Annotated in this window: 19 protein-coding genes; 13 read left to right on the forward strand and 6 right to left on the reverse strand. The window is 69.0% G+C overall.

Annotation, left to right across the window (positions count from 1 at the left end):
* The first annotated feature begins 8 nt into the window (after positions 1–8).
* The gene (gene dxs / locus AC07NI_RS19050; RefSeq protein ID WP_494621955.1) at positions 9–1,946 is read left to right on the forward strand and encodes a 1-deoxy-D-xylulose-5-phosphate synthase; all 1,938 of its coding nucleotides are present in this window, start codon (positions 9–11) and stop codon (positions 1,944–1,946) included.
* Here dxs and AC07NI_RS19055 read toward each other — a convergent pair.
* The 5 genes from AC07NI_RS19055 to flgF all read right to left on the reverse strand — a co-directional run bounded on the left by AC07NI_RS19055 (position 1,943) and on the right by flgF (position 5,624).
* Positions 1,943–2,410, reverse strand: a complete 468-nt coding sequence (locus AC07NI_RS19055; RefSeq protein ID WP_494621956.1) for a hypothetical protein — start codon at positions 2,408–2,410, stop codon at positions 1,943–1,945. The two genes, dxs and AC07NI_RS19055, sit on opposite strands and share 4 nt — an antisense overlap.
* Positions 2,411–2,539: 129 nt before the next feature.
* A complete protein-coding gene (gene flgH / locus AC07NI_RS19060) occupies positions 2,540–3,274 on the reverse strand; it encodes a flagellar basal body L-ring protein FlgH (protein ID WP_494621958.1) in 735 nt (244 codons plus the stop codon).
* Between the two features lie 15 nt (positions 3,275–3,289).
* Positions 3,290–4,081, reverse strand: a complete 792-nt coding sequence (gene flgA, locus AC07NI_RS19065; RefSeq protein WP_494621959.1) for a flagellar basal body P-ring formation chaperone FlgA — start codon at positions 4,079–4,081, stop codon at positions 3,290–3,292.
* A gap of 4 nt (positions 4,082–4,085) precedes the next feature.
* Positions 4,086–4,874 carry a flagellar basal-body rod protein FlgG gene (gene flgG / locus AC07NI_RS19070; RefSeq protein WP_494621961.1) on the reverse strand — a complete coding sequence of 263 codons (789 nt, stop codon included), beginning with the start codon at positions 4,872–4,874 and terminating at the stop codon, positions 4,086–4,088.
* Positions 4,875–4,886: 12 nt separating this feature from the next.
* Positions 4,887–5,624 (reverse strand): flagellar basal-body rod protein FlgF, encoded by a 738-nt coding sequence (gene flgF, locus AC07NI_RS19075; protein WP_494621963.1) that lies wholly within the window; start codon positions 5,622–5,624, stop codon positions 4,887–4,889.
* Between the two features lie 226 nt (positions 5,625–5,850).
* On the opposite strand from flgF, the gene fliL reads away from it, so the two are divergent.
* The 9 genes from fliL to glk all read left to right on the forward strand — a co-directional run bounded on the left by fliL (position 5,851) and on the right by glk (position 17,188).
* The gene (gene fliL, locus AC07NI_RS19080) at positions 5,851–6,474 is read left to right on the forward strand and encodes a flagellar basal body-associated protein FliL (RefSeq protein ID WP_494621965.1); all 624 of its coding nucleotides are present in this window, start codon (positions 5,851–5,853) and stop codon (positions 6,472–6,474) included.
* A 26-nt stretch (positions 6,475–6,500) separates the two neighbouring features.
* A complete protein-coding gene (fliM, locus tag AC07NI_RS19085) occupies positions 6,501–7,646 on the forward strand; it encodes a flagellar motor switch protein FliM (RefSeq protein ID WP_494621966.1) in 1,146 nt (381 codons plus the stop codon).
* Positions 7,643–8,245, forward strand: a complete 603-nt coding sequence (locus tag AC07NI_RS19090) for a DUF6468 domain-containing protein (RefSeq protein WP_494621968.1) — start codon at positions 7,643–7,645, stop codon at positions 8,243–8,245. The genes fliM and AC07NI_RS19090 overlap by 4 nt, the downstream gene beginning before the upstream one ends.
* Positions 8,242–9,078, forward strand: a complete 837-nt coding sequence (locus AC07NI_RS19095) for a MotE family protein (RefSeq protein ID WP_494621970.1) — start codon at positions 8,242–8,244, stop codon at positions 9,076–9,078. Before AC07NI_RS19090 ends, AC07NI_RS19095 begins: the two co-directional genes overlap by 4 nt.
* 9 nt (positions 9,079–9,087) lie before the next feature.
* Positions 9,088–11,961: a tetratricopeptide repeat protein gene (locus AC07NI_RS19100; RefSeq protein WP_494621972.1), complete on the forward strand. Its 2,874-nt coding sequence runs from the start codon at positions 9,088–9,090 to the stop codon at positions 11,959–11,961.
* Between the two features lie 244 nt (positions 11,962–12,205).
* Positions 12,206–13,669: a glucose-6-phosphate dehydrogenase gene (gene zwf, locus AC07NI_RS19105; RefSeq protein WP_494621974.1), complete on the forward strand. Its 1,464-nt coding sequence runs from the start codon at positions 12,206–12,208 to the stop codon at positions 13,667–13,669.
* A gap of 2 nt (positions 13,670–13,671) precedes the next feature.
* Positions 13,672–14,364: a 6-phosphogluconolactonase gene (gene pgl / locus AC07NI_RS19110; RefSeq protein WP_494621976.1), complete on the forward strand. Its 693-nt coding sequence runs from the start codon at positions 13,672–13,674 to the stop codon at positions 14,362–14,364.
* A 5-nt stretch (positions 14,365–14,369) separates the two neighbouring features.
* The gene (gene edd, locus AC07NI_RS19115) at positions 14,370–16,178 is read left to right on the forward strand and encodes a phosphogluconate dehydratase (protein ID WP_494621978.1); all 1,809 of its coding nucleotides are present in this window, start codon (positions 14,370–14,372) and stop codon (positions 16,176–16,178) included.
* Between the two features lie 14 nt (positions 16,179–16,192).
* Entirely contained in the window at positions 16,193–17,188 is a 996-nt protein-coding gene (glk, locus tag AC07NI_RS19120; protein WP_494621980.1) for a glucokinase, read from the forward strand.
* A 22-nt stretch (positions 17,189–17,210) separates the two neighbouring features.
* On the opposite strand, the gene AC07NI_RS19125 is transcribed toward glk, so the two are convergent.
* Positions 17,211–17,981 carry a hypothetical protein gene (locus AC07NI_RS19125; RefSeq protein ID WP_494621981.1) on the reverse strand — a complete coding sequence of 257 codons (771 nt, stop codon included), beginning with the start codon at positions 17,979–17,981 and terminating at the stop codon, positions 17,211–17,213.
* Positions 17,982–18,163: 182 nt separating this feature from the next.
* On the opposite strand from AC07NI_RS19125, the gene AC07NI_RS19130 reads away from it, so the two are divergent.
* From AC07NI_RS19130 to pyk, 3 genes are all read left to right on the forward strand, one after another.
* The gene (locus AC07NI_RS19130; protein ID WP_494621982.1) at positions 18,164–19,183 is read left to right on the forward strand and encodes a LacI family DNA-binding transcriptional regulator; all 1,020 of its coding nucleotides are present in this window, start codon (positions 18,164–18,166) and stop codon (positions 19,181–19,183) included.
* A gap of 304 nt (positions 19,184–19,487) precedes the next feature.
* Positions 19,488–21,950: a glycoside hydrolase family 3 protein gene (locus tag AC07NI_RS19135; RefSeq protein ID WP_494621984.1), complete on the forward strand. Its 2,463-nt coding sequence runs from the start codon at positions 19,488–19,490 to the stop codon at positions 21,948–21,950.
* Positions 21,951–21,969: 19 nt separating this feature from the next.
* Positions 21,970–23,400, forward strand: coding sequence for a pyruvate kinase (pyk, locus tag AC07NI_RS19140; protein WP_494621986.1), 1,431 nt, complete (start codon positions 21,970–21,972; stop codon positions 23,398–23,400).
* The last annotated feature ends 9 nt before the right edge of the window (positions 23,401–23,409 follow it).

Raw genomic sequence — 23,409 nt, forward strand, 5'->3', positions numbered from 1 at the left:
TGTCAAACATGTCTTCCAAAACGCCACTGCTCGACACCATCGCCTCGCCCGCCGACACGCGGGGCCTGTCGGTACCGGAACTCAAGCAGCTTGCCGCCGAGGTCCGCGCCGAGATGATCGACGCGGTGTCGGTCACGGGCGGGCATCTGGGCGCGGGCCTGGGCGTGGTCGAGATGACCGTGGCGCTGCACCACGTGTTCGAGACGCCCAAGGACATCGTCATCTGGGACGTCGGCCACCAGGCCTATCCGCACAAGATCCTCACCGGCCGCCGCGACCGCATCAAGACGCTGCGCCAGGGCGGCGGGTTGTCGGGCTTCACCAAGCGGACCGAGAGCGAATACGACCCGTTCGGCGCGGCCCACGCGGCCACCTCGATCTCGGCGGCGCTGGGCTTCTGCGCCGCGCGCGACGCCCGTCTTGCTCGGGGGGAGGGCGAGGACAACAGCGTCATCGCCGTGATCGGCGACGGCTCGCTGGGCGCGGGCATGGCCTATGAGGCGATGAACGCGGCGACGGACACCACCAAGCGCCTGATCGTCATCCTCAACGACAACGACATGTCGATCGCCCCGCCGGTGGGCGGCATGAGCGCCTACCTGGCCAACCTCGTCTCGGGCGGCGCCTACCGCTCGGTGCGCAAGCTGGGCAAGACCGTCGTCGAGAAGCTGCCGACCCCGATGCGCGAAGCCGCCCGCAAGGCGGAAGAATATGCCCGGGGCATGGTCACCGGCGGCACCTTCTTCGAGGAGCTGGGCTTCTACTATATCGGCCCGATCGACGGCCACGACATGGACGCCCTGGTCAGCGTGCTCAAGAACGCCAAGGCCTTCGGCGACAAGCCGGTGCTGGTCCACTGCGTCACCCAGAAGGGCAAGGGCTACGCTCCGGCTGAGGGCGCCGACGACAAGCTGCACGCCGTAGCCAAGTTCGACGTGGTCACCGGCCAGCAGCAGAAGGCGGCCGCCGGCCCGCCCAGCTACACCAAGGTCTTCGCCCAGGAACTGGTCAAGCAGGCGCAGCGCGACGACAAGATCGTCGCCATCACCGCCGCCATGCCCTCGGGCACGGGGCTGGACATCTTCCAGAAGGCCTTCCCGGACCGCACCTTCGACGTCGGCATCGCCGAGCAGCACGCGGTGACCTTCGCCGCGGGCCTGGCCGCCGACGGCATGAAGCCGTTCACGGCGATCTACTCGACCTTCCTGCAGCGCGGCTACGACCAGGTGGTGCACGACGTGGCCATCCAGGGCCTGCCGGTGCGCTTCGCCATGGACCGCGCCGGTCTGGTCGGCGCCGACGGCCCGACCCACGCCGGCAGCTTCGACATCGGCTTCATGGGCGCTCTGCCCGGCATGGTGCTGATGGCCGCCGCCGACGAGGTCGAGCTGGCCCGCATGGTCGCCACCGCCGCCGAGATCGACGACCGCCCCTCGGCCTTTCGCTATCCGCGCGGCGAGGGTCTGGGCTTGGACATGCCGGCGATCGCCGAGCCCCTGGAGATCGGCAAGGGCCGCATCGTCCGCGAAGGGACCAGCGTCGCCATCGTCTCGTTCGGCACCCGCTTGTCGGAAAGCCTGAAGGCCGCCGACCTGCTGGCCGCTCGCGGGCTTTCCGCGACCGTCTGCGACGCCCGCTTCGCCAAGCCGCTCGACCTTGATCTGCTGCTGCGCCTGGCGCGCGAGCACGAGGCCATCGTCACGGTGGAAGAAGGCTCGATGGGCGGCTTCGGCGCCTTCGTGCTGCAGGCCCTGGCCCAGCACGGCGCGCTGGATCGCGGCCTGAAGATCCGCACCCTGTGCCTGCCCGACGTCTTCCAGGACCAGGACAAGCCCGACCTGATGTACGCGCAAGCCGGCCTCGACGCCGAGGGCATCCTGCGCGGCTCGCTGTCGGCGCTTGGGATGGATAATGTGAGCGCCGCGGGGGCGGGACGTAGGGCCTAAACCCCGCAGGCTTTGAAGAAGGCCTTAACGTGACCCCGGTCGGCAGACTCTGCCGCCAGGTTGTGGCGTTCGCCCTTGGTCAGCAGCGCCAAGTCGCCTGAGCGCTTGAAGCCGTCCAACGCCGGGGCGCTGGCCTTGCCGCGGCCTTCCAGGAAACCGCCTTCGCTCAGGGCGTCGTCGACCTTGGCGGCGGCGAAGCGGCTTTCCGCGCGGCCCGAGGCCAGGACGATCTCGCCGCCCGAGAGGCCCACGGCGGAGACATCGACCTGATCCTGGCCGGGCCGGCAGCTGATCATCAGCACGACATCGTCGGTGTTGGGGCGGCCGTAGGCGAGGCGAGGGGCCTCCGAACCGTCCGCCAGATAGGCCCAGCGGTAGCCGTCCAGCGCGACCTTCTCATGCGCGCAGCCGGCCAGCAGGCTGGCCAGGCTCAGGGCGGCGAAGGCGGCGATGCGGCGTCCCATGAAGGTCTCCTCGCCCTGATCAACGCAGCCGGAACGTGAATGGCTCCTGAAACGCATCGGGCGCGGCCACCTTGCGATGACCGCGCCCGACAGACTTGCAGCCCCTTGAGAGGACTTGGACGTTTCGGCTTAGAACGGCGAGAACTTCTCGACCAGCGACTGGCCGGCCGGGGTCTTCTGGACGCGGCTGATGTCGCCGCGGCCGCCGTAGCTGATGCGGGCTTCGGCGATCTGGGTGTGCTTGATGGTGTTGGCCGAGGAGATGTCCTCCGGACGCACGATGCCGGCCACGGTCAGTTGGCGCAGCTCGGCGTTGGTGCGGACTTCCTGGGTGCCCTGGATGACCATGTTGCCGTTCGGCAGGACCTGGCTGACCACGGCGGCGATCGTCAGGCTGATCTTCTCCGAGCGCTGGACGCTGCCGGCGCCGGCATTGGTGGTGGCCGAGTTGGTGTTCAGGGCGTTGGCCGGGTCGAAGCCGCCCGGCAGCACCTTGCCCAGGCTCGATTCCAGGCCCAGCAGGTTGGGGATGCCGGCCTTCATGTTCGAGGTGCGCGAGCTGGCGGTCTGGTTCTTGGTGCTGGCGCTGTCGTCGATGTCGATCATGACGGTGACGATGTCGCCGACGCGGCTGGCGCGCTGGTCGTTGAAGAACGCGCGGGCGCCGACGCGCCACAGCGAGTTGGCCGAGGCCGCCTGCGGGGCGGGCTCGCGCGACGAGACGTATTGCTGCTGCATCGGGGCCAGTTCGGCGGGATAGCCGACCGGGGCCAGGTTCGGGCCCTTCACGGCTTCCTGGACGGTGGAGCAGGCGGCCAGCGGGGCCAGCAGGAGGGCGGCGGCGATGATGACGGGGCGACGCATGGGGTGACTGACCTCTTAGCGAGCGGCGAAACGGACGGGTTGCGAACGGGCTTGCAAGGCCTGGGCCTGCGGACCGACCGCTGCGGAGCCAGGACCGGTGGCGACCGCCTGGATGACTTTCTTGGAGAGCGTGTTCTGGACGGCGAAGACGTCGCCCGTGGCGGCGGCGGCCATGGCTTTCCCTTGAAGCGAAAGGGAAATCCCGTCCGCGTCGTAGCTGATGGTGACGATGTCGCCGGTCTTGATGACCTGGGCGGCGGCCACGTCTCGGCTCTGGACTGCGGCGCCTTCACGCAGGGGGCGCTTGGCGGCCAGGCCGATCACGGCGTCGGCGTCGCGGGGCGCGTCCATCGGGGCGCCGGCCATCTTCACGTAGATCAGGTCCTGCGGCTGGACGATTTCGCCGGCCATCAGGCTGCGGGCGTAGGCAAGAACTTCCACATTGGCGCGGGCGGCGCCGGCCAGGCTGGCCCGGGCGCCGGTCGCGCCGGCCGAGACGCCGCCATTGTCCAGGCCTTCGCGGACGATGATGCGGCGGATGCCGTTGCTGTTGGTCCAGTCGTAGCCGGCGCGGCGGGCGAAGACCTGCACCTGGCCGGCTTCGAGCACGGCGGTGGGGCCCATGCGGGCGGCGACGACCATGTTGGCGGCCGAGCCGGTCACGCCGTCGAACAGGTCGCCCAGGGTGATGCGGCCGTCGGCGTCGGTGGTGTCCATGCGCAGGGCCACCGGCGTGCCGGCGTGGGCCGGAGCCGAGAGGACGGTCAGCGCCAGGGTGGCGGCGGCGGCGAGGAGGAAGGCCTTCATCAGCTTAGCTCCGCAGCTGCGAGGTGGCTTGCAGCATCTGGTCGGCCGTGGTGATCACCTTCGAGTTCATCTCGTAGGCGCGCTGGGCCGTGATCAGCGAGGTGATTTCGGTCACCGCGTCGACGTTCGAGGCTTCGGTGTAGTGCTGCATCAGCACGCCGAAGCCCGGCTCGCCGGGGGCGGCGAGGTTGGCGGCGCCCGAGGCGGCGGTTTCCAGCAGCAGGTTGTCGCCGATCTGTTCCAGGCCGCCTTCGTTCATGAAGGTCGCCAGTTGCAGCTGGCCGATGGTCTGCGGCTGGGGCTGGCCGTCCAGCTTCACCTGCACCAGGCCGGTCTTGCTGATCGTGATGTCGGTGGTGTTCTGCGGGACCGTGATGCCCGGCTGGACCGTGTAGCCGTCCTCGGTGACGATCTGGCCCTGGTCGTTGGTCGAGAAGTTGCCGGCGCGGGTATAGGCCGTCTCGCCCGAGGGCAGCAGGACCTGCAGGTAGCCCTTGCCCTGGATCGCGACGTCCAGCGGGTTGTCGGTCAGGGTCGGGGTGCCTTGCTCGGTGATGCGATAGACCGAGCCGGCCTTGACGCCGCCGCCGACCTGGACGCCGGTCGGGACGATGTTGCCGTCGCTGGACGACTGCGAACCCGCGCGCTCCACCTGCTGGTACAGCAGGTCCTGGAACTCGGCCCGTTGGCGCTTGAAGCCAATGGTGTTCATGTTCGCGATGTTGTGCGAGATGACTTCGACGTTCAGCTGTTGCGCTGACATGCCCGAAGCGGCGGTGCGGAGAGCTTGCATCGGCTAGGCCCCTTAATTCAGCTTGCCCAGACGCTCGACGGCGCTGCGCGAAAGTTCTGCGGTGTTGTCCATCATCTTGGCGACGCCCTCGTAGGCGCGCTGGATCTCGATCAGCTTGGTGATCTCGACGACGGGTTGGACATTCGAGGATTCCAGCATGCCCTGGTGGACGCGGGCGTCCGGAGCGGCGGCCAGGGTGGTGTTGCTGGTGTTGCGGTAGAGGTTGTCGCCGTCCTTGGCCAAGGAGGCCAGGTCGTCGGGACGAACCACGCCCAGGCGGCCGACGCGGACAGCGCCTTGGCTGACGATGCCGTCCTTGCCGATCGAGACCGGGCCTAGGGCCGGGTCGATCAGCAGCGGACCGCCGCCGTCGTCCAGGACCTGGTTGCCTTCCTGGGTGACCAACTGGCCTTCAGGGTTGGTCGTGAAGCGGCCGTCGCGGGTGTAGCGATCGCCAGCGGCGGTCTGGATGTGGAAGAAACCGTTGCCCTCGATGGCGAGGTCGAAATCGCCGCCCGTCTTGGTCATGGCGCCTTGCGTGAAGTTGCGGGCGACGCGGTCGTCCAGCACGAACTTCACGGGCGAGGCGCCGTCCAGGGTCTTGGCCGGCTTGGCCTGTTCCGTGCGGACCATCAGGTCCTCGGTCTTGAAGCCGGTCGTGTTGGCGTTGGCGATGTTGTTGGCCACGATGTCGAGCTGGCGGCGCAGCGTCATCTGACGCGAGAGGCCGACGTAGAGCGCGTTGTCCATGGCGAGTTAACTCGGGCGGCTGGCGCGACAAATGCGCCGAAACCCTAGAAGCAACCTTCGTGCCAGTCTGAAAACACGTTATAAAACAACAAATAGGAAGGTTAACGGCGGGGTGTTGGTCAGAGTCTGCCGGGCAGATTCAGCCTGCGACCAAATGGCTTCAAAAACACATCGTTAACCATGTGCCCCGCATGTGTACGGGTATAGATTCCAAGGAACCGTGCGCGTGGCCAAAGCCCCCGAAAAGGAAGCTCCGGAAGGCGAAGAAGGCGTCGAGGGCGAAGCCCCCGCCAAGAAGAAACCGCCTATCCTGATCATCGCGATCGCCGCGGGCGTCCTCGTGCTGGGCGGTGGCGGCGCCGCGGCCTTTTTCCTGATGAAGCCGAAGCCGGATGCCCACGCCGAAGCCGGCGAGCACGGCAAGGAAAAGAAAGAGAAGAAGGAAAAGAAGGAAGAAAAGGGCGGTCACGGCGAGAAGAAGGAAGGCGAGGGCGGCGCGGCCGCGGCCGGCGGCGCAGCCCCGGTGATCAAGGAAGGCCCCGACGGCGTGGTCTTCTACACCCTACCCGACATCGTCGTGAACATGCAGACCGCCGACGGCAAGTCGACCTTCCTGAAGCTGAAGCTGACCTTCGAACTGCCGGATGAAGACACGGCCGAAGAGCTGACCCCGAACCTGCCCAGGCTCCAGGACATGTTCCAGGCCTTCCTGCGCGAGCTGCGTCCGGAAGACCTGAACGGCAGCCAGGGCACCTACCAACTGCGCTACGAGCTGCTGCGGCGGGTCAATATGGTCGCCGCGCCGGCCAAGGTGAATGCGGTCCTCATCGAGGAGATGCTGGTCAACTAGCCTTAGGGCTGGCTGGGCGAACGATCATGGCGGACGAAATCGACGATCAGGCCGCGATGGCCCAATGGGCCTCGCAGAACCCGCCCGGCGCCTTCGGTGAAGGCGACGGCGGCGGTGGCGGCGGCAATGAATTTGGCGACTTTTCCGGCGGCATGGGCGGCTGGGACGACGGCGGCGGCGAAGGCGGCTCCGAGCGCATCCTGAACCAGGACGAGATCGACAGCCTGCTGGGCTTCGACCTCTCCGGCGATGGCGGCGAAGACCGCACGGGCATCCGCGCCATCATCAACTCGGCGCTGGTCTCGTACGAGCGCCTGCCGATGCTGGAAATCGTCTTCGACCGCCTCGTGCGGTTGATGACGACCTCCTTGCGGAACTTCACGTCCGACAACGTCGAGGTCAGCCTCGACAACATCAGCTCGATCCGCTTTGGCGACTATCTGAACTCGATCCCGCTGCCGGCCATCCTGGCCGTGTTCCGGGCCGAGGAACTGGACAACTACGGCCTGCTGACGGTCGACTCCAACCTGATCTACTCGATCGTCGACGTGCTGCTGGGCGGTCGTCGCGGCACGGCCGCGATGCGCATCGAGGGCCGTCCCTACACGACGATCGAACGCGTGCTGGTGCAGCGGATGATCGAGGTTGTCCTGCACGACCTGAAGAGCGCCTTCGAGCCGCTGCATCCGGTGTCGTTCAGCCTGGACCGCCTGGAAACCAACCCGCGCTTCGCCGCCATCGCTCGCCCGGCCAACGCCGCGATCTTGGTCAAGCTGCGCATTGACATGGAAGACCGCGGCGGCCGCATCGAGCTGCTGCTGCCCTACGCCACGCTGGAACCCATCCGGAAGATGCTGCTGCAGCAGTTCATGGGTGAGAAGTTCGGTCGCGACAACATCTGGGAAGGCCACTTGGCCACCGAGCTGTGGACCACGCAGATGGAGGTCCGCGCCGTGCTCGACGAGCAGCAGGTGCCGCTGTCGCGCGTCCTGAACATGCAGATCGGCGACACCCTGATGCTGAACGCAACGCCCGACAGCCTGGTCGAGCTACGCGCCGGGGCCATCCCGCTGACGCGCGGTCGCATGGGCCGCCGGAATCATTCTATCGCCGTCCGGGCCGAGGCTCCGCTGACGCCCGCCGCCAAGAAGGCCGTGCAGAAGCTGAAATGAGCCTGATCGCCTTCGCCATGAATGGGTTCCTGGCCGTGCTGCTGATCGCGGCGCTGGTCTTCGGCTGGCGCCTTGAGCGCCGCCTGAAGGCCCTGCGCGACAGCCACGAAGGCTTCGCCAAGGCGGTGGTCGACCTGGACAAGGCCGCGGCCCGCGCCGAGCAGGGGCTGGCCGATCTGCGCGCCGCCACCGACGAGGCCGCGGAGACCCTGGCGGTACGCATTGAGCGCGCCCAGGCCCTGGCCGCCCAGCTGGGCGATCTGGTCGCCCGTCCGCTGCCGGCCCCGACCAAGGCCCCCGCGCCACAAGCCGCGCCGGAGCGTCCCGCGCCGCGCCTGAGCCGCGAGATCCCGCCGGCCGCCGCCCCGCAGACCGATCGCCGCCTGTCGGCCGCCGACTTCGAGCGCCTGCTGGACCGCGAGGACCGCGTCGAGCGCGCCGTCCGCAGCGGCGAACCCATTCCTCGCCCGGCCTCGCGTCCGGGCATGGCCTCGAGCCAGCCGACAGAAACCCCGCGTTCACGGGCGCGGATCGATGATGACCTCTTCGACGGACCGGGCGATGGCCCGTCCGCCAACCCCAGGGCTCCCCGCCGATGAAGAACGTTCCGCGCATCCTCCCCCTGGTCGGCGTCGCCGTCGGCGGCGTCCTGGCGATCAACGCCATGGCCGGCGCCAAGTCGCTGCCCGACCTGCTGGGCGGGGCCAAGGCCTTCGCCGAAGAGGTGGTCAAGCCCGGCAAGGGCAAGGACGCCAAGGCTGAAGGCGGCGAAGAGGCCGCCTCGGCCGAGAGCGCCGGCCAGCCGGCCGCCGCCAACGCCCCGCCGCCGCGCGTCTGCGCCCCCTCGGCCGACGCGCTCGCCAAGGAAGCCGGCCTCTCGCCCGCCGAACTGCGCGTGCTGCAGAGCCTGGGCGCCCGTCGTGGCCAGTTGGACCAGCGCGAGCAGGACATCGACGTCCAGCTGCAGCTGTTGGCCGCCGCCGAAGCCAAGCTGGACGCCAAGATGAAGGCCCTGACCGGCCTGAAGGGCGACATCTCGGGCCTGCTGGGCCAGGTCGACGCCCAGAAGCAGGCCGAGGTCGATCGCCTGGTGACGGTCTACCAAGGCATGAAGCCCAAGGACGCCGCCGCCCGCATGACCCTGCTGTCGGACGAGGTCCGTCTGCCGATCGCCGCCAAGATGAAGGAACGGGCCCTGTCGCAGGTCCTGGCCAACATGGCTCCGGGCGACGCCAAGATCCTGACCGAGCGCCTGGCCTCGCGCATGGCCAACCCGGCCGTCGAGAAGGGCAAGGCCGCCATCGCCGACAACGCCGCGGCTGCTCCGGGCGCGACGCCCAACAAGCAGCAGGCCGACGCCGGCCTGGCCGGCGCGACCGACCCCGCCGCCGCTCCGAAGGGCAAGGCGGCCGCCCCCAAGAAAGCCGGCTAAGGGAGGCCCATGACCCTTCGCCAGCTCCTGCGCTCCAGCGTCGCCGCCGCGGTCATCGCGGGGACGCTGGCGCCGTCCGTGTACGCCGCGCCGCCGCCTCAGGCGGCGCGCGCGTCGTTGGACGTGCGTGTGGCGCAGGCGGCGGACTTCTCGCGCATCGAGTTCCACTGGAACACGGGCGCGAAGCTGGTTTCCCATCGCGAAGGGCAGACCCTGGTGCTGCGGTTCAGCCGTGACACCAACCCCGATCTCTCGGCCCTGAAGATCGCGCCGCCGCGCTGGCTGAAGGCCTCCGAGGCCCGCCACATCAACGGCGCGCTCGAGATCGTCATTACACTGACGGATGACGCCGACGCCCGCCTGGGCAATGCGGACGGCATCGATTTCGTCAACCTGTTCGCCCGTCCGGGCGCGCCGCCGGCCAGCCAGACGCCCGCGCCCGCCGCGCCGATCGGTCGTCCCAATCCGATGCCCGCCGGCGGCGTGGTCAAGGTCGGCTTCGAGCGCCAGGATCAACAGGTGAGCCTGTCGTTCGACTGGGCCGCCCCGGCCGGCGCCGCCGTGTTCCGGCGCGGCGAGGCGGTCTGGGTGGTGTTCGACACGCCCGCGCGGCTCGACATCTCCAAGCTGCCGTCGTCCAGCATCCGCTATTCGAAGATCCAGGCCCTGAAAGGGCCGGACTACACGGCGCTGCGCATCGTCACCCAGTCGGGCACGCCCTATGTGGCCGAAGGGCAGGGCGGGTCGTGGAAGATCAGCCTGGGTCCCGGCTCGCAGGCCACGCCCGACGTCATCAAGGTGGCGCGCGACGAGAGCGTCCACCCCGCCACCCTGTCGGCCGCCGTCTCGGGCGTGACCCGGCCGGTCTGGGTCGCCGACCCGGCCGTCGGCGATCGGATGATCGTGGCCCCCGCCCTGGCGCCGTCCAAGGGCCTGCCGTCGCGCCGCGAATATGTCGAGATGGCGCTGCTGCAGTCGGCGCAAGGCCTCGCCGCCGAGGCCTATGCCAGCGACCTGGTGGTCCAGGCTAGCGGCGACCTGCTGCGCATCGGCCGGCCCAAGGGCCTGATCCTGTCGCCGATCTCGGCCAACACCCCACCGGAAGAGGCTGCCGCCGGCGCGCCCCAGCCGATGTCGATGCCGGCCCTGATCGACCTGGACAACTGGCCCAAGACGGGTTCGGGCGGCTTCCTGACCCGCTACAACGCCCTGCAGAGCGCCGTCGCCGCCGCGCCGGACGGCGAGGGCAAGGACAGCGACCGCGCCGCGCGCATGTCGCTGGCCCGTTTCCTGGTCGGCTCGCAGATGTCGTTCGAGGCCATCGGCGTGCTGAACGCCGCCGGCCGCAAGCACCAGACCCTGCTGGGCGACGCCGAGTTCCGCGGCCTGCGCGGCGTGGCCAAGGTGATGGCCGGCCGCCTGACCGAGGCCGACGCCGACTTCTCCTCACCAGTGCTCTCCGACGACCCGTCCAGCGCCCTGTGGCGCGGCTACATCTCGGCCAAGCAGGGCCAGTGGGCCGACGCCCGCACCAAGTTCACCGGCGGCGGTCGCGCGCTGGACCTCTTCCCGCCCACCTGGCGCGCGCGCTTCCTGCACGCCCAGGCCCAGGCGGCGCTGGGCACGGGCGACGTCACCGGCGCCCTGCAACTGATCACCAAGGCGCTGGCCGTCCCCAAGGTCCCGCTCGAGGACCAGCTGGACATCCGCCTGACCCAGGCTCGCGCCTTCGAGGCCAAGGGTGAGAAGGTCCGCGCCCTGCGCATGTTCCAGGCCATCGCCAAGGCCCCGTACGACCGCCTGGCCACGCCGGCCCTGCTGCACGCCACCGAGATCGGCTACGCCAAGGGCCAGATCACCGCGCCCAAGGCTGCCGAGACCCTGAACCAGCTGCGCTATCGCTGGCGCGGCGACGGTGTCGAGCTGGAGGTCATCCGCTCGCTGGGCCGGCTCTATATCGACCAGGGCCGTTATCGCGAGGCGCTGGAAGTGCTGCGCTCGGCCGGCCGCCAGCTGCCGGACCGCCCGGAAGCCGTGGCGCTGCAGAACGACCTGTCCAACACCTTCCGCCAGCTGTTCCTGCAAGGCCTGGCCGACGGCATGCAGCCGGTCCAGGCCGTGGGCCTATTCTACGACTTCCAGGACCTGACCCCGATCGGCGCCGACGGCGACCAGATGGTCCGCAACCTGGTGCGTCGCCTGGTGGACGTCGACCTGCTGGACGACGCCGCCAAGCTGCTGAAGTACCAGGTCGACAACCGCCTGAACGGCGTGCCCAAGGCCCAGGTCGCCACCGACCTGGCCTGGATCTACCTGATGAACAAGCAGCCGGAGAACGCGCTGGACGCCATCAACGCGACCCGCACGACCATCCTGCCGCCGGCCCTGAACGCCGAGCGCCGCCTGGCCACCGCCCGCGCCCTGATGGGCCTGGGCCGCTTCGACGACGCGCTGGAGCTGATCGACAAGGACAACAGCCGCGACGGCCAGGAGATCCGCGCCGAGATCGCCTGGAAGCAGCACACCTGGCCGACGGCTGGGGCGCTGTACGAACGCTCGCTGGGCGACCGCTTCAAGACCCCGGGCGCGCTGACGCCGGGCGATGAGGCCCGCCTACTGCGCTCGGCCGTGGCCTACAGCCTGGCCGACGACGACGCCTCCCTGGCCCGCCTGCGCGCGCGCTGGTCGGGCTTCGTCGACAGCGCCGGCAATCCCGACGGCCTGCGTGTGGCCCTGCAAGGCATGAACGTCGAATCGCTGTCGGCCTCGGACTTCAGCCGCGTCACCGCCGACAACGAGGCCTTCAACGGCTGGATCGGCCGGATGAAGGACAAGTTCCGCACCGGCCAGCCCGCCGGCTCGCCCGCCCGCGCGGGCAAATAGGGCAGGGATTTTCCCCAAGAGGCCGTTTGCGCCGAACGTCGAGGCACGCGTGGCCTCGCGCGGCCTGCGTCATCGAAAATTCACCCGCCAAAAGCCGATTGGTCTTATGGCGGGCTCCAGACGTTTAGCCTAGGTAGGGCCGGCCAGTGGGCGCCATTGGGCGCCCATATGGGCTGGCGGTCGGCGGCCGCTTGCCTTTCCGACGCAGGCATGTCATGACAACGTTGTCATAGGGTGGACGACATTGGCTAAGAAGAACCAAGACGCCGACAACGGGCGCGAAGTGCTGGTGCTGCTGGGCGGCGCGGGGGATCTGGCCCTGCGGATGCTGTTGCCTTCGCTGTATTTCCTCGAGCTTGATCGTCTGCTGCCGCATGATCTGCGGATCGTCGGCGTTGCTCGCGCCGACCATGACGCCGACAGCTACAAGGCGCTGGTGCGCGAACAGCTGGGCAAGCGCGCGACGGTCGAGGAGGGGGTCTGGAGACGCCTGGCCGAGCGCATCGACTACGTGCCCGCCGACATCACCAGCGAAGCCGACACCAAGAAGCTGGCCGACCGCATCGGCGCGCACGGCTCGCTGGTCATCTTCTTCTCGCTGTCGCCCAGCCTCTACGGCCCGGCCTGCCAAGCGCTGCAAGCCGCCGGCCTCACGGGCCCCAGCACCCGCCTGATCCTGGAAAAGCCCCTGGGCCGCGACCTGGAGAGCTCCAAGGTCACCAACGCCGCCGTCGCCGCCGTGGTCGACGAGAGCCAGGTCTTCCGCATTGACCACTATCTGGGCAAGGAGACGGTCCAGAATCTGACCGCCCTGCGCTTCGCCAACGTGCTGTTCGAGCCCCTGTGGGATCGCAACACCATCGACCACGTCCAGATCACCATCGCCGAGACCGAGAAGGTCGGCGATCGCTGGCACTATTACGACGAGTACGGCGCGCTGCGGGACATGGTGCAGAACCACATGCTGCAGCTGCTGTGTCTGGTCGCTATGGAGGCGCCGTCGGGCTTCGACCCCGACGCTGTCCGCGACGAGAAGGTCAAGGTGCTCCGCAGCTTGCGCCCCTTCACCAAGGAGAGCGTGGCCCACGACACCGTGCGCGGCCAGTACGTGGCCGGCGTGGTCGAGGGCGGGGCCCGGCCGGGCTATGTCGAGGAAGTCGGCAAGCCCACCAAGACCGAGACCTTCGTGGCCATGAAGGTGGCGATCGACAACTGGCGCTGGGACGGCGTGCCGTTCTTCCTGCGCACGGGCAAGAACCTGCCCGACCGCCGCACCCAGATCGTCGTCCAGTTCAAGCCGCTGCCGCACAACATCTTCGGTCAGGCGACCGACGGCGAGCTGTGCGCCAATCGCCTGGTCATCGACCTGCAGCCGGACGAGGACATCTCGCTGACGATCATGAACAAGCGGCCCGGCCTGTCGGAAGAGGGCATGCGCCTGCAGTCGCTGCCTCTGTCGCTGTCGTTCGGCCAGAGCGGCGGCCGTCGCCGCATCGCCTACGAGAAGCTGTTCGTCGACGCGTTCCGCGGCGACCGCACCCTGTTCGTGCGTCGTGACGAGGTCGAGCAGGCCTGGAAGTTCATCGACGCCGTCTCGGCCGCGTGGGCTGACGCCGGCATCGAACCGGCGCCCTATGCGGCCGGCACCTGGGGTCCGCAATCGTCGCAGGGGCTGATCTCGCCCGGCGGCCGGTCCTGGAAGGCGTAAGCATGGCAGAGCACCAGATCGAAGCCTTCCCGACTCGCGAGGCGCTGTACGACGCGGCCGCCTCGACCATCGTCGAGGCCCTGACCACGGCGGTGGCGACCCACGGCGTGGCCGGCTTCGCGGCCACGGGCGGCTCGACGCCGGCTCCGGTCTATGACCGCCTGGCGACCCTGACCGCGCCCTGGGACAAGGTCATGGTCACCCTGACCGACGAGCGCTGGGTGCCGGCTTCGGATCCCAGCAGCAACGAAGGCCTGGTCCGTCGCCACCTGCTGACGGGCGAGGCGGCCAAGGCCGGCTTCTCGCCGCTGTATTTCGATGGCGTCAGCCATGAAGAGGCCGCGCTGAAGGCTCAGGCCGGCGTCGCGTCGGCCGCGCCTTTCGGCGTCGTGCTGTTGGGCGTGGGTCCCGACGGCCACTTCGCCTCGCTGTTCCCCGGTTCGCCGGTGCTGGCGCGCGGTCTGGACCCCGAGTCCGACCGGCTGGTGCTGGCCGTTCCGCCGGGCGATCCGGCCCCGGACATCCCCCGTCTGAGCTTGACCTTCCAGGCCCTGACCCAGACGGCGCTGATCGTGCTGCTGGTCACCGGCCAGGCCAAGCGCGCGCTGCTGGACGGCGAGGTCGATCCGACCCTGCCGGTTGCCGCCATCCTGAACCAGGACCGCGCCAAGGTCCGCATCCTCTGGGCTGAGTAATCGTCATGGCTCTCAATCCCGTCATCGCCGAAGTCACGGCGCGGATCGTCGAACGCAGTAAGGACAGCCGCGCGGCCTACCTCGCCAACATGCAGCACGCGATCGAGAGCCAGCCGGGCCGGGCCAAGCTGTCCTGCGCCAACTGGGCCCACGCCTTCGCCGCCTCGCCGGGCGTCGACAAGGTCCGGGCTCTCGACCCGAACGCGCCGAACATCGGTATTGTCTCGGCCTATAACGACATGCTGTCGGCCCACCAGCCGCTGGAAGAGTATCCGGCGCTGATCAAGGTGGCCGCGCGCGAAGTGGGCGCGACCGCCCAGTTCGCCGGCGGCGTGCCGGCCATGTGCGATGGCGTCACCCAGGGCCGTCCGGGCATGGAGCTGTCGCTGTTCTCGCGCGAGGTCATCGCCATGGCCACGGCCGTCGCCCTGACCCACGACGCCTTCGACTCGGCGCTGTATCTGGGCGTCTGCGACAAGATCGTGCCGGGCCTGGTGATCGGCGCCCTGACCTTCAGCCACCTGCCGGCGCTGTTCGTGCCCGCCGGCCCGATGACCTCGGGCCTGCCCAACAGCGAGAAGGCCCGCATCCGCGCCCTCTACGCCGAGGGCAAGGTCGGCCGCGCCGAGCTGCTGGAAGCCGAACAGGCCAGCTATCACGGCCCGGGCACCTGCACCTTCTACGGCACCGCCAACACCAACCAGATGTTGATGGAGCTGATGGGCTTCCATCTGCCCGGCTCGGCGTTCGTGCATCCCAACACGCCGCTGCGCGAGGCCCTGGTCAAGGAAGCCGCGCGCCGCGCCGCCGCCGTCACCAACAAGGGCAACGAGTTCATCCCGGTCGGCCGGATGATCGACGAGAAGTCGATCGTCAACGGCGTGGTCGGCCTGATGGCTACCGGCGGCTCGACTAACCTGGCTTTGCACCTCGTCGCCATGGCCCACGCGGCCGGCGTGATCCTGACGCTGGAAGACCTGGACGACATCTCCAAGGCCACCCCGCTGCTGGCCCGCGTCTATCCGAACGGCGCGGCCGACGTGAACCACTTCCAGGCCGCCGGCGGCATGGCCTTCATCATCCGTGAGCTGCTGAAGGCCGGTCTCGTCCACGAGGACGTCCAGACCATCGCCGGCCCCGGCCTGTCGCTCTACGCCCAGGAGCCCCACCTCGAGGACGGCGTCCTGAAGTGGCGCGAAGGCGCGACCGAGAGCCTGGACACCGCCATCGTCCGTCCGGTCTCCGACCCGTTCAGCCCCGAGGGCGGCCTGCGCCTGCTGGCCGGGAACCTCGGTCGCGGCGTCATGAAGATCTCGGCCGTGAAGCCCGAGCACCACATCATCGAAGCCCCGGCGGCCGTGTTCCAGGAGCAGGAAGACTTCATCGCCGCCTTCAAGCGCGGCGAACTGGACCGCGACGTGGTGGTGGTCGTCCGCTTTCAGGGGCCGTCGGCCAATGGCATGCCGGAGCTGCACAACCTGTCGCCGTCGATCTCGGTGCTGCTGGACCGCGGCTACAAGGTCGCCCTGGTCACCGACGGCCGCATGTCGGGCGCTTCGGGCAAGACGCCGGCGGCCATCCACGTGACGCCGGAAGCCGCCAAGGGCGGGCCGCTGGCCTATGTCCTCGACGGTGACGTGATCAGCGTCAACGCCGAGACCGGCGAATTGAAGATCCTGGTGGACGAGGCGGTCTTGCGCGCCCGCACGCCGGCGAACGTCCCGGCGTCCAAGCCGGGCTTTGGTAGGGAACTGTTTGGATGGATGCGCAGCGGGGTCGGCGCGGCCGACGCCGGCGCTTCTGTCTTCGCCTAAGGAAGCATCAGGTTATGGACGGCAATCACAGCGTGGGGCTCGGCCTCGTCGGCGACATCGGCGGCACCAACGCCCGCTTCGCCCTCGTCGAATTCGACGGTCAGGACCCGCGCCTGATCGAGCCCACGACCTATAAGGGCGAGGACTACGGCACCGCCGAGGACGCCATCGAGCACTACCTGCAGAAGGTCGGCGTCCGCCATCCCGACCAGGCGGTGGTGGCCGTGGCCGGCCCGATCGAGCACGGCTCGGTTCACATGACCAACCTCGACTGGCGGATCTCGGAAGACAGCCTGCGTCGCGCCGGCGGCTTCCGGAACGCCAAGCTGATCAACGACTTCACCGCCCAGGCCCTGGCTGCGCCGCGCCTGGGTCCCAAGGACTTGCGCCAGATCGGCCACCTGCCGACCTCGGGCGAAGGCGATCTCGCCATCCTCGGCCCGGGCACCGGCTTCGGCGTCGCCGGCCTGGTGCGCCGTCACGGCCAGGAACTGCCGCTGGCCACCGAGGGCGGCCACGTCGCCTTCGCCCCGGTCGACGAGGTCGAGATCGAGGTGCTGCGCGCCCTGACCAAGCAATTGGACGGCGGCCGCGTCTCGGTCGAGCGCATCCTGTCGGGTCCGGGCATGGAAGACCTGCACATCGCCCTGGGCGCCGCCGAAGGCCGTAAGGTCGAGGCCTTGGCCGCCAAGCAGATCACCGAACGCGCGGTCGAGGGCTGCGCCGACAGCCTGGCCACCGTGAACCGCTTCTGCGCGGTGCTGGGCTCGACGGCCGGCGACATCGCCCTGACCCTGGGCGCGCGCGGCGGCGTGTTCATCGCCGGCGGCATCGCCCCCCGGATCATCGACATCCTGGAGAAGAGCCCGTTCCGCGAGCGCTTCGACGCCAAGGGCCGCCTCTCGGGCTTCACCCAGGCGATCCCGACCCACGTGATCCTGCACCCGCACACCGCGCTGATCGGCGCGGCGGTGGCGCTGACGCCGGAGGGTAGGGCGGCGGTCGCTTAGGCGACCACCGCGCCCGTTCGTCCTAGCGCGGGGTCGCCTTCAACGCGGCGGCCCGCGTTGTCAGCAGACGGTTGCACTGGGTGGCGTCGAGGTTCAGGTCGGCGAGGCTCTCGCGGCCCTTCTCCTTCCAGAAGTCGAAATAGGCGATCGCCTTGTCCTCCACCGCCATCGAGAAGCGGTTGGGGGCGTACAGTTCGGCGACATAGGCGTTGGACTGGGCGCGCGTGAGGTAGGCGGCGCAGGCGGCGACGGCCTGCACGACATCGGCGCCCGCGCGGATGTACGGCGTCTGCCAGCTGGCCAAGCCCGTCGGCATCAGCACCTTGTCCGAGAAGTTGCGGACCAGGACCTCGTCGCTGGAGGACGGGGCCTCGATGATCGCCTGGGCCATCGGGTCATTGGCGGCCGCACGACAGGCCGAGACGATCTTGCGGGCCTGGGTGTGGATGTTGTCGACGAACCGGACCTCGTCCTCCTGGTCGACAGCCGACATCTGCTTGATGTCGGCCTGCGCCTCGGCCATGGCCTGGTTCATGGCGGTCTGGATGTAGGTCCCGGAAGTCTCCTCCGAGAAGCCGGCGCGAACGCCGAAGGCTATGGCGTCGTTGGCCAGCTCCTCGACTTTGTCCTGGTGAACCTTGAAGCCGAATTCCTCGCAAACCGTCGCGCGGCCGACGTGGCGGCCCAACTGATTCAGGCGCGCAGCGGGCGTGGTCGCGACCTGGGCCAAGGCGGAGGTGGCGCTCAGCGCGCCGAGCGTGGCGGCCACGGCCACGCGTTTCCAGTTCAACATCAATGAGCCCCCAAGGCGGTCAGGACGACGCCACAACCTCTGGATAGCGGTGTCCATTTCCGGCTGTAAACCCCGCGCTCCGCTCCTTTTGAGGAGCGGCAAGCTAGGGGGCTCGCCATGACAACCCTGTCATGGCTTAGTACGCGCCACGCCGGGGAGAATCGGCGCGGTGAGGGACGGAATTGAGCGCCAAAGTCACGATCCACGATGTGGCCCGCGAGAGCGGGGTCTCGATCAAGACCGTTTCGCGGGTCCTCAACCGTGAGCCCAACGTCAAGGCCGACACCCGCGATCGGGTGCAGGCCGCCGTGGCGGCGCTGAATTATCGGCCCAACATCTCGGCCCGCAGCCTCGCGGGTTCGAAGGCCTATCTGATCGGCGTCTTTTTCGACAACCCCAGCCCTGGCTACGTCACCGACGTCCAGCTGGGGGCCATCGCGCGGTGCCGTCAGGAAGGCTTCCACCTGATCGTCGAGCCGATCGACTCCACGGGCGACATCCAGGAACAGGTCGAGCCGATGCTGGCCACCCTGCGCATGGACGGGGTGATCCTGACCCCGCCGCTCAGCGACCATCCGGTGGTGCTGGCGGCGCTGGAGCAGGAGGGCGTCGCCTATGTCCGCATCGCGCCGGGCGGCGACATCGATCGCGCCCCGTGGGTCAGCATGGACGACCGTCTGGCCGCCTATGAGATGACCAAGCACCTGATCGGGCTGGGTCACCGCGACATCGGCTTCATCATCGGCCACCCCGATCACGGCGCCTCGCACCTGCGCCACCAGGGCTTCCTGGACGCCATGCGCGACAGCGGCCTGATCGTCCGCGACGACCGGGTGGAGCAGGGGTTCTTCTCGTTCCGCTCGGGCTTCGACGCGGCCGAGAAGCTGCTGGGCGGCGCGGATCGTCCGACCGCGATCTTCGCCTCCAACGACGACATGGCGCTGGGCGTGATGGCCGTGGCCAACCGCATGCGCCTGGACCTGCCGGCCCAGCTGTCGGTGGCCGGCTTCGACGACACGCCCGGCGCCAAGATCACCTGGCCGCAGCTGACCACCGTCCGCCAGCCGATCTTCGCCATGGCCGGCGCCGCCGCCGACATGCTGATGCATGGCGTCGAGCGGGAGGAGGGCGCGCCGCCGCCCTCGCGCGTGCTGGAATTCGAACTGGTGGTCCGAGAGTCCACCGGACAAGCCCCTCACTAGACCATCGGACCACGCCTGGCGGGTGTTACCGCAATCATATTGAACTTGACAGCGCTGTCCAATCGGCGCGACATCAAACCGATCAAGACGGTCGTCCACGAAGGCGGCGTCGGAGGAAACGCCAATGATTTCGCCTTCCAGCGCCCGTCGCGTCCTGCTTGACGCACGATCACTCCCCTCCAGGCGGCCCTGAAGCCGCTTCCCTTCCGCTCGACGCGGTTTCCCGCAAGCGCCGCGTCGAGCGTTTTTCTCTCCTGACAATCCATTCGATCCGCCCGGGGGCGGGCGCATCCTGGGAAGAACCATGTCCGCATCCAGCCTCGTCCGCGCGTCCGCCCTGGCCCTGATCCTGGCCGGCGGCCTGGGAGGCGCTGCCTTGGCGCAGAACAGCGCGATCGCCCATCCGGACGTCTGGCCCAAGGCCCACAGCCCCGCGACGATCACCGACGCCAAGACCGAGGCCTTCGTCGCCAAGCTGATGAGCCAGATGACCGTCGAGGAGAAGGTCGCCCAGACCATCCAGGCCGACGGCGCCTCCATCACGCCCGAGGAACTGGCCAAGTACCGCCTGGGCTCGGTGCTGGTCGGCGGTAACAGCGCTCCGGACGGCAATGACCGCGCGACGCCCCAGCGCTGGGTCGAGTGGATCCGCGCCTTCCGCGCCGCGGCGCTGACCAGCCGGGGCGGCCACCAGGAGATCCCGATCATCTTCGGCGTCGACGCCGTGCACGGCCACAACAACGTCGTGGGCGCGACGCTCTTCCCGCACAATGTCGGCCTGGGCGCGGCGCGCGATCCCGACCTGATCCGCCGCATCGGCGAGGCGACGGCCCAGGAGATGGCCGCCACCGGCGCCGACTGGACCTTCGGCCCGACGGTGGCCGTGCCGCGCGACGAGCGTTGGGGCCGGGCCTATGAGGGCTATGCCGAAGACCCGGAGGTGGTGAAGTCCTATGCCGGCCCGATGACTCTGGGCCTGCAGGGCGCGCTGGTCGCCGGCAAGCCGCTGGCGGCGGGGCACGTGGCGGGCTCGGCCAAGCACTTCCTGGCCGATGGCGGCACTGCGGGCGGCAGGGACCAGGGCGACGCCGACGTCTCCGAGGCCGATCTCGTCCGCCTGCATGCCGCCGGTTATCCGCCGGCCATCGATGCCGGCATCCTGTCGGTGATGGTCTCGTTCTCCAGCTGGCATGGGGTCAAGCACACCGGCAACAAGAGCCTGCTGACCGACGTGCTGAAGGGGCGGCTGGGCTTCGAGGGCTTCGTGGTCGGCGACTGGAACGCCCACGGCCAGGTCGAGGGCTGCACCAACACCAACTGCGCCCAGGCCTACATCGCGGGCATGGACATGATCATGGCCCCCGACAGCTGGAAGGGCCTCTACGACAACACCCTGGCCCAGGTGAAGGCCGGCCAGATCCCGATGGCGCGGATCGACGACGCCGTGCGCCGCATCCTGCGGGTCAAGGTCAAGGCCGGCCTGTTCGCGGACAAGCGGCCGCTGGAGGGCAAGTACGAACTACTCGGCTCCCCCGCCCACCGCGCCGTGGCCCGCGAGGCGGTCCGCAAGTCGCTCGTCTTGCTGAAGAACGACGGCGTCCTGCCGCTGAAGAGCTCGGCCCACGTGCTGGTGGCCGGCGACGGGGCCGACGACATCGGCAAGGCCGCCGGCGGCTGGACCCTGACCTGGCAGGGCACGGGCAACAAGAACAGCGACTTCCCCAACGGCCAGTCGATCTATGCCGGCATCGCCGACGCGGTGAAGGCTGGCGGCGGCTCGGCGGAACTGTCGGCCTCGGGCGAGTTCAAGGCCAAGCCCGACGTGGCCATCGTCGTGTTCGGCGAGAACCCCTATGCCGAGTTCCAGGGCGACATCGCCAATGTCGAGTACCAGCCGGGCGCCAAGACCGACCTGGCCCTGCTCAAGAAGCTGAAGGCCGCAGGCATCCCGGTGGTGTCGGTGTTCCTCAGCGGCCGGCCGCTGTGGATCAACCCGGAGATCAACGCCTCGGACGCCTTCGTCGCGGCCTGGCTGCCGGGCTCGGAAGGCGGCGGGGTCGCCGACGTGCTGATCGGCGACAAGGCCGGCAAGGCCCGCCACGACTTCCAGGGCAAGCTCTCGTACTCGTGGCCCAAGCGCGTCGATCAGGAGCCGATCAATGTCGGCGACAAGGGCTACGATCCGCAGTTCGCCTATGGCTACGGCCTCAGCTACGCCAAGCCGGGCAAGGTCGCGACGCTGTCGGAAGAACCCGGCGCCGCCTCGGCCGCGGTCAATGTCGATCGCTACTTCGTCGCCGGCCGCGCGCCCGCGCCGTGGGCGCTGGACGCCGGTGGGGCCGTGTCGCTGAAAACGGTCGATGCGGGCGCGCAAGAAAACGCACGTCAGGCGACCTGGAGCGGCGAGGGGAGTGGGACCGTTACCATCGCTGGCCCGCCTGTGGATCTGTCGCGACAGACCACCGGCGACATGGCGATCTCGATCCGTTACAGGGTGGATGCGTCCCCAGGGAAACCGGTTTCCCTGGGTTTGGCCTGTGGCGAATCCTGCGGGGCGGCGGTAGACGTAACGTCAACGTTGTCAGGTGCGAAACTCGGCGAATGGCGTACGGCCAAGATCAAACTTTCCTGCTTCAAGGCCAAGGGCGCGGACATGACGCATGTTTCGTCCCCCTTCACGCTGTCCTCCGCCGGACGCATGACACTGTCATTCACCGAAATCAGACTGGCTTCCAACGAGGGCGACGCCTTCTGTCCGCCAAGCTGAAACAAGAAGGAGCGACGGCATGATCCGCGCCCGCCGCTCACGCATCGTCGCCACCCTCGGTCCGGCGTCCAGCACGCCGGAAATGATCGTCACCCTGGCCAAGGCCGGGGCGGACGTCTTCCGCCTGAACTTCAGCCACGGCGCCCACGAGACCCACGCGGCCGTCTATGCGGCGATCCGCGAGGCCGAGAAGACCGTGGGCCGTCCGCTGGGCATCCTGGCCGACCTGCAAGGCCCCAAGCTGCGCGTCGGCAAGTTCGCCAACGGTCCGGTGATGCTGAAGGCTGGCCTGACCTTCCGCTTCGACAACGACCCGACCCCGGGCGACGAGACCCGCGTGCACCTGCCGCACCCGGAGATCCTGACCGCCATGCGGCCGGGCGCGACCCTGCTGCTGGACGACGGCAAGCTGCGCATGGTCGTGACCGACGCCGGTCCGGGCTACGCCAACACCACGGTCTCGAACGGCGGCAAGCTGTCGGAACGCAAGGGCGTGGCGGTGCCGGACGTCGTCATCCCGATGTCGCCCCTGACCGCCAAGGACCGCGAGGACCTGGCCTTCGCCCTGCGTCTGGGCGTCGACTGGATCGCCCTGTCGTTCGTGCAGGCGCCTGAGGACATGGCCGAGCTGCGCCGCATCGTCGAAGGCCGCGCCGCCGTGCTGGCCAAGATCGAAAAGCCCCAGGCCCTGAAGGTGCTGGGTCCGATCCTCGACCTCTGCGACGGCGTCATGGTCGCCCGTGGCGACCTCGGCGTCGAAATGGCTCCGGAAGAAGTGCCGGTGGCCCAGAAGGAAATCCTCCGCGCGGCGCGCGAGCGCGGCATCCCGGTGATCGTCGCGACCCAGATGCTGGAGTCGATGATCAGCTCGCCGACCCCGACCCGGGCCGAAGCCTCGGACGTGGCCAACGCCGTCTATGAGGGCGCGGACGCGGTCATGCTGTCGGCCGAGTCCGCCGCTGGCGAATATCCTGAAGAGTCGGTGTCGATGATGAACCGCATCATCGAGCGCGTCGAACGCGACCCGCGCTGGCCCGAACTGATGCAGGCCGAACAGAAGCACGACGATGACGACGCCGACGTGCTGGTGGTCGCCGCCGCCGGCGCGGCCAAGTCTGGCTCGACCAAGTGCCTGGTCGCCTTCACGACCACGGGCGCGACCGCGCGTCGTCTGGCCCGCGAGCGTCCGCTGCAGCCGGTCCTGGCCTTGTCGCCCGACATCAACGCCGTGCGCCGCATGACCCTGTGCTGGGGCATCGAGCCCCGCGTCAGCGCCCAGCCCGACAGCCTGGAGGTCGTCACGACCGACGCTTCGAGCAAGGCGCTGGAGCTGGGGTTGGTGGCTCCTGGCGAACGCCTGCTGGTCGTGGCTGGCACGCCCTTTGGCGCTCCCGGCGCGGCCAACCTGTTGCGATTGGCGCACGCGCCGGCGCCGGCCCGCCGACGTTAGTCGGCAAAG

It is taken from the genome of Caulobacter sp. GW821-FHT10E02, from assembly GCF_059415225.1.

Coding starts and splice junctions, on each gene's coding strand:
- flgA (WP_494621959.1), bottom strand. CDS start 4,081: ATGAAGGCCTTCCTCCTCGCCGCCGCCGCCACCCTGGCGCTGACCGTC.
- pgl (WP_494621976.1), top strand. CDS start 13,672: ATGGCAGAGCACCAGATCGAAGCCTTCCCGACTCGCGAGGCGCTGTAC.
- dxs (WP_494621955.1), top strand. CDS start 9: ATGTCTTCCAAAACGCCACTGCTCGACACCATCGCCTCGCCCGCCGAC.
- AC07NI_RS19135 (WP_494621984.1), top strand. CDS start 19,488: ATGTCCGCATCCAGCCTCGTCCGCGCGTCCGCCCTGGCCCTGATCCTG.
- pyk (WP_494621986.1), top strand. CDS start 21,970: ATGATCCGCGCCCGCCGCTCACGCATCGTCGCCACCCTCGGTCCGGCG.
- flgG (WP_494621961.1), bottom strand. CDS start 4,874: ATGCAAGCTCTCCGCACCGCCGCTTCGGGCATGTCAGCGCAACAGCTG.
- glk (WP_494621980.1), top strand. CDS start 16,193: ATGGACGGCAATCACAGCGTGGGGCTCGGCCTCGTCGGCGACATCGGC.
- AC07NI_RS19100 (WP_494621972.1), top strand. CDS start 9,088: ATGACCCTTCGCCAGCTCCTGCGCTCCAGCGTCGCCGCCGCGGTCATC.
- AC07NI_RS19055 (WP_494621956.1), bottom strand. CDS start 2,410: ATGGGACGCCGCATCGCCGCCTTCGCCGCCCTGAGCCTGGCCAGCCTG.
- AC07NI_RS19125 (WP_494621981.1), bottom strand. CDS start 17,981: ATGTTGAACTGGAAACGCGTGGCCGTGGCCGCCACGCTCGGCGCGCTG.
- AC07NI_RS19095 (WP_494621970.1), top strand. CDS start 8,242: ATGAAGAACGTTCCGCGCATCCTCCCCCTGGTCGGCGTCGCCGTCGGC.
- flgH (WP_494621958.1), bottom strand. CDS start 3,274: ATGCGTCGCCCCGTCATCATCGCCGCCGCCCTCCTGCTGGCCCCGCTG.
- fliM (WP_494621966.1), top strand. CDS start 6,501: ATGGCGGACGAAATCGACGATCAGGCCGCGATGGCCCAATGGGCCTCG.
- AC07NI_RS19090 (WP_494621968.1), top strand. CDS start 7,643: ATGAGCCTGATCGCCTTCGCCATGAATGGGTTCCTGGCCGTGCTGCTG.
- flgF (WP_494621963.1), bottom strand. CDS start 5,624: ATGGACAACGCGCTCTACGTCGGCCTCTCGCGTCAGATGACGCTGCGC.
- edd (WP_494621978.1), top strand. CDS start 14,370: ATGGCTCTCAATCCCGTCATCGCCGAAGTCACGGCGCGGATCGTCGAA.